This window comes from Vibrio mytili (genome assembly GCF_000830505.1).
Lineage (GTDB): Bacteria > Pseudomonadota > Gammaproteobacteria > Enterobacterales > Vibrionaceae > Vibrio > Vibrio mytili.
This window is the reverse complement of the sequence record NZ_JXOK01000019.1, coordinates 94242-106113: the sequence shown is the minus strand read 5'-3', so window position 1 is coordinate 106113 and position 11872 is coordinate 94242. Positions and strand designations below refer to the sequence as shown.

The window sequence follows — 11872 nt, the reverse complement described above, 5'->3', positions numbered from 1 at the left end:
GAAGAACTGTCGACTTAGAAAAGAACTATCGACTCAGAGAAGAACTATCGACTTAGAGAAGCGCCAGCAAAAATCCACCAACAGAGAGTGCAGCGGAAACATATTGCCCTGCAGAATAGGAGTCATCCTCTTCTTTGATTTTTTCTGGGCTATCAATTCCTAGCGCACCATGTGCAAATGATTCGACTTTATCACCAACGGTTTTCGCTTTTGGTGCTTCCGCCTGGCTTTCCTGATCGATTTGCTGCAACGCTGCAAGAAGCGCTTTACCTTCGTTAGAAAGGCTCACCTTGCTTTGCGGTGTTTGTATGGAATTCGCAGAGACCTCTCCACTACTGGTTTTCGTTGTCACCACTTTAGTGGGTTGGCTGTTATAAACGTTAACTGCTGAGCTTCCTACTGGATTCATAGAATACTCCCTGGAATACAGGCACTCGCTCACTGAGTGCGGGCTTGTTCTTATATCGACAGCATTACGTATTTCTTAAATGAATGAGCTAAAAAAATAGGTCTGTTTTTGCCGCTCTCGATTTCTATCCAGGATAAAAGCAAGAATCAGACCTATTTATAGCAAACTGAGCGTACCAAACTTACATACACATTAGCATGAACCCTGTAGGGGCGCGTTAGTGTGAATGTTTAGTATGAAGGGATAGATTTACGATAGACGCGTAGCATAAAGTCAGCCTCGCATTGGAACAAGGTAGCGGATTTTAGCTCTTCACGAAGTGCATCTGTCGCCTTCCATGCGAATGGTGTCATTTGCAACAAATCGAACGCCGCACCGTCTTGCAAATCCATAACATAGTGAAGGTGCTGTTGGTGCTCTAATTCATAACCTTCAAGGTCTTCAGGTTCTTCGCTGTGAAGTCGAACGTCTTGGTAAATACGCTCACGAAGCTGGTACAAATGGCGGCTCGCAGGTGTGACGGTGAGTACCACACCGTTCTCTTTGACAACGCGCTGGAGTTCTTGAGCCTTACACGGTGCATAAATTCGCACAACGGCATCTAAAGATTCATTGGCAAAGGGGAGTCGGTGGCTAGAAGCCACACTAAAATGACACTGTGTGTAGCGCTTTGCTGCATAGCGAATGGCAACTTTTGAAATGTCTAAGCCATATACCTCTGCAGTGTCAGTTTGCTCTTGTATCGTCTTTTGTATTTGATCCGTGTAGTAACCTTCACCGCAGCCAATATCTAACAATCGATGTTCAGTACCCTGCGTGTACTTTGCGCACAGTAGTGCAACAGCTTGGCGCATCGGGTTATAGTAATTTCCTTCAAGGAATCGACGGCGAGCTTGCATCATCTCTTTGTTGTCACCAGGATCTTTAGAGCGTTTATGGTGTGCGGGCATTAAATTGACATAACCTTCTTTGGCCAGATCAAATTGATGGTTGTTTTCACACTTAACGATTTTTTCGGTGAGTTCCAGAGGCTGGTGGCACAAAGGGCACTGATAATTCATGACATTCTCAAGCAGAAAGTAAGGCGCAAAATTCTACCAAAAAGTGTGTATTGATCACAGTGAAGAAATGACTGTGGGGGGCGTGCGGTGTTTAAAAGCCGGCGCGAACCGGCTTTGTGGTTTCGTGCACCACTACTTAGCCATTAGTGAGCTGAAATAATGGTAATTAGCTCATGACTCTCGCCTGGTTGAAGAGTTTTCCCTTGCGCGATGTCTGATGAATGCAAGGCAGACTCAACACAAAGCATCGTTTCATAGCCATTGTCTGCCATATCTCCCATGCCTTTTGCTCCTTCAGCCCAAGGGTTCCACAGAACTGCGGAGTTATGGCCGTGGTTCTCTATGCTGAGAGTGCGGTTAAGGATCGGATCTTTCACCAAAATTTGTGCTTCTGGTAGTGTGTAGACGCGATCAATGGTGTCGGTCAGATTAAGGATTTCTTCACCTTGACACACTTCGCTATTTTTCAAGCTATCGATATATTCGCGGCCCATACCAGTGGTTTGCGCTTGTTTCACATCGCCTACATTCAAATAGGTATGAAGAGCACCAGAAAATGTCCAAGCTTCATCATCGATATTGAGCACTTTCAACGTCATTTTTAGCGTTTCACTGACTTCAACAATCAGGCGCGCGTCGAACATGTGCGGCCATATTTGTAGCGTTTCCTCAGATGGTAGCAAAGCGAGCTCGACTATTACGCCGTTCTCATTTTCGCGGTGTTCGACTAACTCCCATTCTGATGTACGGGCAAATCCGTGTGCGGGAGTGGCAATGCGGCCAAACCAAGGCCAGCAAACCGGAATACCACCCCGGATGGCTGCTTTACCATCAAAGATGGCCTTTTCGCTCATCCAGATGAGGTCGTCTTGACCGTTAGGCGTAAAAGACAGCAGGTGACCACCATGTAAAGCAATACCTGCTGTTGCTTTCTCGTGAATAATACGAACAACTTTAACTTGGTCGACTTCAACAACGGTTACATTGTCAGAAAGAACGGTTAGGGCAGGAAGAGTGTTTAAATCCATCAGTTCAGTTCCTTTCGCTGGTGAGGATAGGTAGAACAATCCTCAAATTCCAGATACAAAAAAGGCGACTCTAGAGCCGCCTTTTATCACGAAGTTAATCGCTAAACGCTGATTATAACGCTAAGTAATAATTACTTAGAGATGTGAGCGATTAGGTCTAGAACTTTGTTTGAGTAACCGATTTCGTTGTCGTACCAAGATACAACTTTAACGAATTTGTCAGTTAGCGCGATACCAGCTTTAGCATCGAATACTGAAGTGCAAGTTTCGCCGATGAAGTCTTGAGATACTACTGCATCTTCAGTGTAGCCTAGAACGCCTTTTAGTTCGCCTTCAGAAGCTTCTTTCATCGCTGCACAGATAGCTTCGTAAGAAGCACCGTTTACTAGGTTAACTGTTAGGTCAACTACAGAAACGTTAGCTGTTGGTACGCGGAAAGCCATACCAGTTAGTTTGCCGTTTACTTCTGGAAGTACAACGCCTACAGCTTTAGCAGCACCAGTTGAAGATGGGATGATGTTTTGAGAAGCACCACGACCACCGCGCCAGTCTTTCGCAGAAGGACCGTCAACAGTTTTTTGAGTTGCAGTAGTAGCGTGAACTGTAGTCATAAGACCAGATTCGATACCGAACTTGTCGTTAAGAACTTTAGCGATAGGCGCTAGACAGTTAGTAGTACAAGAAGCGTTAGAAACGATGTCTTGGCCTGCGTAAGTGTCGAAGTTTACGCCGTTAACGAACATTGGAGTTGCGTCTTTAGAAGGACCTGTAAGAACAACTTTCTTAGCACCTGCAGTGATGTGCTTACGTGCAGTCTCGTCAGTTAGGAAAAGACCAGTTGCTTCAGCTACAACGTCAACGTCGATAGCATCCCATTTTAGGTCTTCTGGGTTACGCTCAGCAGTAACACGTACAGTCTTACCGTTTACGATTAGGTTACCACCTTCAACTTCAACAGTACCGTTGAAACGACCGTGAGTTGAGTCATACTTAAGCATGTATGCCATGTAATCTACATCGATAAGGTCGTTGATACCTACTACTTCAATGTCAGCGCGCTCTTGTGCTGCACGAAATACGAAACGACCGATACGGCCAAAACCGTTAATACCTACTTTGATAGTCATTATAGTTGCTCCACAACTTAATTTCTGATTAAAGATAACTGGTAGTAAAATTACAAAATCCAGTAAACATCTGCAACAGATAATCGGACTTAACTTGTTTAAAGTCAAAAAAAAGAGACGCTTTTTTTAACAATTCTTTGCAAATGTTCGTTTTTTAAACTTTTTACTGAAATTCCGTATACCAGTTGGCGTAATATAACCCGTAAGATAAGTACTCTTATCAAATTAATCACACATAGTGTCCTGGTGAGAAAGTATGTGCTACAACTATTGCGAGAATCAAGTTTTTTGCAAAAAAATTCATCACTAAATATAGAGTAGAAGGAATAAAACTGAGTGGAACAAAGCGGAAAAAAAGTCACGAAGTCAGAAGAACAGTGGCGTGAGCAGCTATCAGAAGAAGAGTTTCGCATCTGCCGAGAGCAAGGGACTGAGCCTCCCTTCAGTGGTAAGTTATTGCATAATAAGGAAACGGGCGTTTATGCCTGTACCTGCTGTCAGGCCCCCTTGTTTGTGTCCGACAACAAATATGATTCAGGGTGTGGTTGGCCCAGCTTCGATGCTCCGATTAATGATACCGCTGTGCGCTATTTGAAAGATCTAAGTCACGGAATGGTACGTACAGAGATTCGATGTGCGACGTGTGACAGTCATTTGGGTCATGTTTTTGAGGATGGACCAGTGACAACAGGTGAACGTTATTGCGTCAACTCAGTGTCGTTAATTTTCAACAGAACTGACAATAAATGACAATATTAACGCTAGTGGTGTTTTATCCTTTCAAAATATTAGCACCCTGCGTATCGAGTTGGGATAAATGTTGCGCCCAGAAATAAAAAACTCCCAGTCGGGAGTTTTTTATTTCGATAACTTTATTAAGAGCATTAAGAGCATTAAGAGCATTAGAGCTCATTCATTTGCCTGGAATCATGGTTGTTGAATATGTCCCATTTTCGATTGCTTTGGCGATGACCTCTGCCTGATCGTCTAAATGCTCATATTGGTTAGGGTCGTCAAAATCATACATTCTTTTTAATTGCTTCTCGTCAGCCAAAGGCACATCAAATCTTTTGGCAACCATTGCCCACAAGTAAGCATCCTGTTTGTTACCTAGACTTTGGTTAAGACTTGCCAAAGATTTAAGAATAACAGGGTTTACGTTGTCTTTATTCGATAAGCTCAAGGCGTTGTTGAGTAAGGTGAGGGTTTTATTCTTATCTCTATTCGTATAAAAGGTGGCTAACGCGAACTGCATTTCAGCGGTATTTAATTTTGACGAGCCTTCCATTTGTAAAAAACGACGGCGGGCTTCTGTATCACCAGTCTGGGACCATAAAAAGTACAATGTCTCAGGTCGGTCTGACTTTTTGAGTTCCCCAACGATACGTTTAAGTTCATCAATACTGTGTACCAATGCGCTAAATCGTTGCTGTTTTAGTTTGCTTTGATCGATAGGCGTGATTTGCGATGCCAATTCAAGACATTTGCGATACTCCGCAACTAAGCCGTATTCAATAATTTGGTTTGCTTCCGATGGGTTTTTTAGTTGTTCATTGCGGTGCCAAATTAAATCAGTACGTGGAATTCGGCACTGTCCATCATCCATGTTGAGGTGCTCACAACGCAGTTCTGGCGTATTTTTACACAGCTTTTCTGTTGTGGTATTGCGTTCAAAGCAGCCTGTTAGGATGAGAGTAGTAAGCCCAGCGACTGACCAGTAAGTTGTTTTCATGGTTTTGCCTGTGATCCGTTACACCAATTCATTCGCGTATTCTTGACTCAACGCTTTAACCCGTTATGTTCTGGGAAAAGAATGTAATAAAAAGGTACATTATGGACGCAGAACAATTATTAAATGCGATAACTCCAGAAGTTTATGATCGTTTGGTTTACGCTGTCGAAACGGGAAGATGGCCAGAGGGTACAACACTTTCTCAGCAGCAGCGAGACTCATGTATGCAAGCTGTGATGTTGTATCAATCAAAACATAATACTGATGCACAACATATGACGGTAGCTGCAGGCGGTGAGATCAGCTTTAAATCTAAGCAAGAGTTGAAAAAACAATTTAGAACCAATCAAGGCGATATTGTGCGAGTAAACCCGAATGCTGACTAGTTTCTCGTTACTCCGTTGCGCATAGAACCAAAAAAGCCCAGAGATGGGCTTTTTTAATTACTACTTTTGATTTTTGTAAGTACAGGGGTCGAAAATCTAGACGCAGACAGTTATAAACTCATTTCACCGCGAAGTACTTGCTGCATCTGTTCCTTTACTTGTTCGTAAGACAGGTTCTGACTGAGAAGATAGTGAAGTTTTGCCAGTGCCGCTTCTGGTGTCATATCAAACCCGCTGATCACGCCCGCATCAGCCAACGCACAGCCTGTGGCATATCCGCCCATGTTCACCTTTCCTGCTAAGCATTGCGTGAGGTTTACGACAATAACGCCGCGCTCGGAGGCTTCTTTTAGGTGACCCAGCAGTTCAGGGTTTTGTGGGGCATTCCCAACACCGAAAGTTAGGAGAATCATTGCGTTCACCGGCTGGCGCAGAGTGTTGCGGATCACTTCATGAGAAATGCCTGGGTACATTGTAATTACACCAATTGGTTGCGGTGTAATGTCATGAACTTTAAATACGCCTTCAGGTTGAGCATTAACAGTCACGTTGTTGCTTACTTGAATGTTGATACCTGCTTCCAACAGTGGTGGAAGGTTTGGCGAGGTAAATGCGTTGAAGCCATCTGCATGAGATTTGGTACTGCGGTTACCACGCATCAATTGGTTATTGAAGAATAGGGTCACTTCATTAATCGGGTAGTTGGCAGCGATATGCAAGGCATTCAATAGGTTTGCTTGACCATCTGAGCGTAGCTCTGCCAATGGAATTTGTGAGCCAGTCACAATAACGGGCTTACCGAGATTTTCTAGCATGAAAGACAGGGCAGAAGCGGTGTACGCCATAGTATCCGTGCCGTGCAAAATCACAAACCCATCATATTTGTCATAGTTATCACGGATATCGTTTGCAATTTGCTGCCAGTCGGCGGGTGTCATGTCTGAAGAGTCAATCAGCGGGTCGTATTCGTGGATGGTGTATTCAGGCATCTCTGGACGATGAAACTCCGGCATGGCCGCCAGTTGCTTATCCATGAATCCAGCGATAGGTACATAACCGTGATCTGACTTTTGCATGCCGATAGTGCCACCGGTATACGCGATGTAGATATGTTTTCTAGTCATCGTTTTTATTCTTTCATGTAAGGAACAGTGCGCGGATTATAACGAAATGATGGGTAATAAAAAGGGGCATATCTCTAAGAGATGCCCCTTTTTATTTAGATGGTTAGCTCTATTGTACTTCGCAATTTAAACAGAATGCATATTGTCCTTTTGGATCATTAAAGCTCTGCAGCAAGCTTGCGTCTTGCTCTAACTGTTGAGCAACAGGCAATAAGCTTTTTGGCAGTAAGCTTGTTGCGTCAATTCCAAGAGACACTTTGGCTTGCTTCATGAATTCTTGTAAGAATAGCTCAGCGGGTGATAATGGTTCTTCTACCCAATAAATATTGTAGTCCGTCATATCAGCAAGTTTAGCTGCGAGTGCGACGGCATCATCAAAATCACCCATTTGGTCGACCAGGCCGAAGGAGAGCGCGTCTTGCCCTGTCCATACACGACCTTGCGCAACGTCATCGACTTCTTGTAATGACATGTCACGACTCTTTCCGACTAGAGAGATAAAGCGTTTGTACCCATGCTCAATACTAAGTTGGAAAGCTTGAGAGGCTTCGTCAGACAGTCCGGTGGTAATGCCTTCACCCGAAAACGGTGATGTGCCAACTCCGTCAGTATTGATACCAAGTTTACTAAAGCCTTTTTCAAATGTGGTTATCACACTAAAGATACCGATAGAACCGGTCAATGTGGTTGGTTGAGCGACGATTTTATCTGCGCTCATGGAAATCCAATAACCTCCGGAAGCCGCAAGGCTCGACATCGAAACAACGACGGGTTTGCCCGCTTGTTTTAATGCTTCCACTTCATTGCGAATCACTTCTGAAGCAAAGGCACTGCCACCCGGGCTGTCCACCCGAAGAACTACCGCTTTTACTTTGCTGTCATTGCGCGCTTGACGTAAAAGACTTGCTATCGTATCGCCACCAACAGTACCACGAGGTTGCTCTCCATCCATGATGGTGCCGCTCGCCACCACAACAGCAACATCATTTTCCGCAAGTTGGCTGTCCGGATGCATAGTCGCTAGGTAATCGTAATAACTTATTGCGTTGTAACTATCTTTACCGTCACTGCCAAACTCTTTGGCAAAAAGAGTCCGAATATCTTGTCGGGTCGCTAGTTGATCTACTAATCCCATTTTCAAGGCTAATTGCGACAGATCGCCATCAACGGATTTCATTTCGGCCAACAGCTCATCCATTGTAGGGTTCAGGACTTTTGCATCCAGTTTACGATTTGTCGCGACGTCATCGACATAAGCATTCCACAATTGTGTTACCCAACGGGTTGCGGACTCTTTCGCAGCATCTGACATGTCATCGCGGATAAACGGCTCAATGGCTGATTTATACGTACCGACGCGGAAGACGTGCGTAGACACTTCTAGCTTATCTAATAGCGTTTTGTAGTACATTGAATACGCACTGTAGCCCTTAATCAATACACCGCCATCAGGCGCTAAGTACACTTTATCTGCATAACTGGCTAAGTAGTATTGGCTTTGGTTATAAAAATCACCAACGGCATAGACAGGCTTTCCAGAGGACTTAAATTCGTTTAACGCTTTTGCAATGTAGCGCAATTTGGTCAAGTTGGTCTCTCGCATGTCACGCAGGGCCAGAACTAAACCGGATATTTTTGGATCGTCTTTGGCATAACGTATGGTATCAACGATATCAAATACGACGTTTTCCTTTGGCATATCCTGGCCCAATAAAGAACCGGATACGGAATCCATAGGGTTGATATAGCGACTTTGTTCGACAATAGGGCCGGATAGGTTCAACACTAATGCCGATTCTTTATCAACGACTGGTTTGCCTTCCCCAGTGTAGGTAAACGCAAAGTAAAAAACGGCTATCATCACCAAAAAAATCAAGTTGGCTAACGCCAGCCTGATGAAAGTAATGCTCTTCCAAATTCCCTTAAATATCAATCCGATAAACTTAAAGAGTTTTTTCATCATGTCTCCAAAGCAAGATAATCTCTCCCGAATCTTACAAAGTATGGGGTCTTATCTCTAAGATCTCAAAAACTAACATGTTTTTAGCTTATCACGCTCACTCAACAATTGGCATATTTTAACGCTAGATTGATCGGTGTTACAAAAATGTAAACGGGTGTTTGATTTTTTGATTTGGCAGGATTAGTCTGGTCAGACAAGATAATAAAAATGGAAGTTTTGTCATGTCTGCCATGTACCCTAATTTATTAAAGCCATTAGATCTCGGTTTTACACAACTGCGAAATCGAGTGCTAATGGGATCGATGCACACGGGTCTAGAAGAAGATAAGGAAGGGCTCACCAAACTCGCCGCCTTTTATGAAGAGCGTGCGAAAGGAGGTGTTGGGCTTATTGTCACAGGAGGCTTCTCTCCCAATTTGCGTGGTCGATTACACCCTCTAAGTGCCGAGTTTAGTAAACCTAAACACGCTCAGTCACACCGTGTGGTTACTGACGCAGTGCACAAACATGGTAGCAAAATAGCCCTGCAAATTCTTCATGCGGGTCGATATGCGATGCATCCGCTGGCGCAAAGCGCGTCGGGAATCAAAGCGCCGATTGCGAAGTTTGCGCCGAGTGAGATGAGCGATCGTCAGATAAAAAGCACCATTAGTGACTTTGCGAACAGTGCAGAGCTTGCTCAGCGCGCCGGTTATGATGGCGTAGAACTTATGGGATCAGAAGGGTACTTGATTAACCAGTTCCTGTGTAAGCGGACTAACGTGCGTTATGACGAATGGGGAGGCAGTTATCAAAAGCGGATGCGTTTTCCTTTAGAGATCGTTAAAGCAGTACGTAAAGCCGTTGGCAACGAATTTATTATTATTTTCCGTTTGTCTATGTTGGATTTAGTCGAGCAGGGCAGCACATTTGAAGACGTTATTGAGCTGGCAAAAGGGCTTGAAGACGCGGGTGTGACCATTATTAATACCGGTATTGGTTGGCACGAAGCACGCATTCCGACGATTGCTACTCAGGTTCCTCGTGGTGCATTTACTTGGGTAACAGAAAAAGTAAAACCACATGTGACGGTACCCATTGTTACCTGTAATCGTATTAACACCCCTGAAGAAGCCGAGCGTATTCTCTCATCGGGTCAAGCGGATATGGTTTCTATGGCTCGCCCATTCCTAGCTGATCCTTATTTCGTGGCGAAAGCGGAGCAAGAGAAAGCGCAGTTAATCAACACCTGTATTGGTTGTAATCAAGCGTGTTTGGACAATGTATTCAAAGGCAAGCGCGCCAGTTGCTTGGTCAATCCTCTTGCCTGTTACGAAACCGAAATAGTGGTCGAACCGACTTTTAAGAAGAAAAGTATCGCCGTGGTTGGAGCCGGGCCTGCAGGGTTGGCGTGCGCAACAACACTGGCAGAACGCGGTCATAAAGTCGACTTGTTTGAGAAAAGAGATCGCATTGGTGGACAATTCCGCTTAGCGATGCAAATTCCGGGTAAAGAAGAATTTAGGGAGACAATTCGTTACTTCGCGAATCGCATTGATGAAACGGGCGTAAACCTTCATCTATCTACGAAGCGAACTATGATTTACTCCGTGAGTACGATGAGGTGGTCATGGCTTCGGGAGTTGAGCCTCGTAAACTCTCGATAGAGGGAATCAACAATCAAAATAAGGTGGTTGATTACCAAACGTTGATCCGCGACAAAACACCTGTTGGTGAAAAAGTCGCAATAGTGGGTGCTGGAGGTATTGGTGTGGACGTGGCAACCATGATCACTGAGCCAGTGGAACACTCGCTTGATGACTGGTTACATGAATGGGGTATCGACAAAGAAATGTCTCAACCAGGTGGGCTGTATCCTTTTCCTGACTCGGTGAGTGAGAAAGAGGTTTGGGTATTGCAGCGCCGCAAAGGGCGAGTTGGTAAAGGTCCAGGAAAAACGACTGGCTGGATTCACAAACGTACATTAGAAAAACGAGGCGTTCATCTGCTCGGTGGCGTATCCTATGACAAGATTGATGATAACGGATTACACATCCACATTGATGGTCATGCTCAATTATTAGCTGCCGATAAAGTGGTCATTTGCGCAGGCCAAGAGTCTGTTCGGCCATTTGAAGATAAGTGGGCGGAGCTAGGGGATAAGCTGCACATCATTGGTGGTGCGGAACATGCGGGTGAACTCGATGCGGTTCGGGCGATACGTCAAGGTGTTAAACTTGCGGTGAAGCTATAAAATTTGCGGTGAAGCTATCGAAGGGAAAAATCGACGTTCTCTGGATTCTCTGGAATAGCCCCGTATGAAGTCCACTTTTGGGGTCATCAAAGACGGCTGGATCAAATCCACATAAAACGGCTTGTTATTTAAGCATAAAAACTGTGTTAAAGTATCTTGTAAATGATAACGTTTTCGATTTAAAGAGGCCATTTTAATGGAAGCACTCGACCTATTGCTTAATCGTCGTTCTATTGCGAAGCTCACTGCGCCCGCACCAGAAGGACAGGAGTTGGAAAACATTATTCGCGCTGGGCTTCGTGCGCCAGACCATGCGGGTTTGACACCATGGCGTTTTGTGATTGCGCAAGGCGACGGTTTGAAAAAATTATCGGATGTATTGGTAAAAGCTGCGGTAGCTGAAAACAGTGACGATACTGTGGTTGAAAAAGTCAAGAATGCGCCATTTCGTGCACCTATGGTGATCACGGTGATCGCAAAGGTGACCAAACACGATAAAGTGCCGGCCTTTGAGCAGTATCTCTCGGCGGGTTGTGCTGTGCAAGCAATGCAAATGGCCGCCGTTGCGCAAGGCTTCCAAGGTTTTTGGCGTTCTGGATCATGGATGTTCCACCCTGAAGTGCATAAAGCGTTTGGACTGGAAGGGGAAGATCAAATAGTTGGTTTCCTTTACTTGGGCTCGGCTGGCTGCTCTCCGATGAAAGTGCCAGAGCGAGAACTGTCAGAATTTGTTCAGTTTCTCTAAAAATAGCTATCTATACTGTCTATCTGTACAGTTTTTCTTGATTTGTTAGGGCCACATTCGATAA

General features: G+C 44.6%; 10 protein-coding genes and 1 pseudogene. 4 read left to right on the top strand and 7 right to left on the bottom strand.

Going from position 1 to position 11872, the window contains the following annotated elements:
• Positions 1–52: 52 nt before the first annotated feature.
• The 4 genes from SU60_RS07140 to gap form a co-directional block, all read right to left on the bottom strand.
• Positions 53–409 carry a hypothetical protein gene (locus tag SU60_RS07140; RefSeq protein WP_041154913.1) on the bottom strand — a complete coding sequence of 119 codons (357 nt, stop codon included), beginning with the start codon at positions 407–409 and terminating at the stop codon, positions 53–55.
• 230 nt (positions 410–639) lie between these two features.
• Positions 640–1470 carry a 23S rRNA (guanine(745)-N(1))-methyltransferase gene (gene rlmA / locus SU60_RS07135; protein ID WP_041154912.1) on the bottom strand — a complete coding sequence of 277 codons (831 nt, stop codon included), beginning with the start codon at positions 1468–1470 and terminating at the stop codon, positions 640–642.
• A gap of 143 nt (positions 1471–1613) precedes the next feature.
• Positions 1614–2498 carry a D-hexose-6-phosphate mutarotase gene (locus tag SU60_RS07130; protein WP_041154911.1) on the bottom strand — a complete coding sequence of 295 codons (885 nt, stop codon included), beginning with the start codon at positions 2496–2498 and terminating at the stop codon, positions 1614–1616.
• A 131-nt stretch (positions 2499–2629) separates the two neighbouring features.
• Positions 2630–3625, bottom strand: a complete 996-nt coding sequence (gene gap / locus SU60_RS07125) for a type I glyceraldehyde-3-phosphate dehydrogenase (RefSeq protein WP_041154910.1) — start codon at positions 3623–3625, stop codon at positions 2630–2632.
• Between the two features lie 336 nt (positions 3626–3961).
• Between gap and msrB the strand changes: the two genes are divergently transcribed.
• Entirely contained in the window at positions 3962–4375 is a 414-nt protein-coding gene (gene msrB / locus SU60_RS07120; protein WP_041154909.1) for a peptide-methionine (R)-S-oxide reductase MsrB, read from the top strand.
• 163 nt (positions 4376–4538) lie between these two features.
• Here the strand turns inward: msrB and SU60_RS07115 are convergent, their stop codons facing one another.
• Entirely contained in the window at positions 4539–5357 is an 819-nt protein-coding gene (locus SU60_RS07115; protein WP_041154908.1) for a DUF2989 domain-containing protein, read from the bottom strand.
• Between the two features lie 101 nt (positions 5358–5458).
• Here SU60_RS07115 and SU60_RS07110 point away from each other — a divergent pair, with 101 nt between their 5' ends.
• Entirely contained in the window at positions 5459–5743 is a 285-nt protein-coding gene (locus tag SU60_RS07110; protein ID WP_041154907.1) for a YeaC family protein, read from the top strand.
• 110 nt (positions 5744–5853) lie between these two features.
• On the opposite strand, the gene ansA is transcribed toward SU60_RS07110, so the two are convergent.
• Positions 5854–6867, bottom strand: coding sequence for an asparaginase (gene ansA, locus SU60_RS07105; RefSeq protein ID WP_041154906.1), 1014 nt, complete (start codon positions 6865–6867; stop codon positions 5854–5856).
• Positions 6868–6976: 109 nt separating this feature from the next.
• A complete protein-coding gene (sppA, locus tag SU60_RS07100) occupies positions 6977–8827 on the bottom strand; it encodes a signal peptide peptidase SppA (RefSeq protein ID WP_041154905.1) in 1851 nt (616 codons plus the stop codon).
• 224 nt (positions 8828–9051) lie between these two features.
• Between sppA and SU60_RS07095 the strand changes: the two are divergent.
• Together SU60_RS07095 and SU60_RS07090 are read left to right on the top strand one after the other, a co-directional pair.
• Positions 9052–11063: pseudogene (locus SU60_RS07095) on the top strand (2,4-dienoyl-CoA reductase FMN-binding domain-containing protein).
• A gap of 196 nt (positions 11064–11259) precedes the next feature.
• Positions 11260–11808: an NAD(P)H nitroreductase gene (locus SU60_RS07090; protein WP_041154904.1), complete on the top strand. Its 549-nt coding sequence runs from the start codon at positions 11260–11262 to the stop codon at positions 11806–11808.
• Positions 11809–11872: the final 64 nt, after the last annotated feature.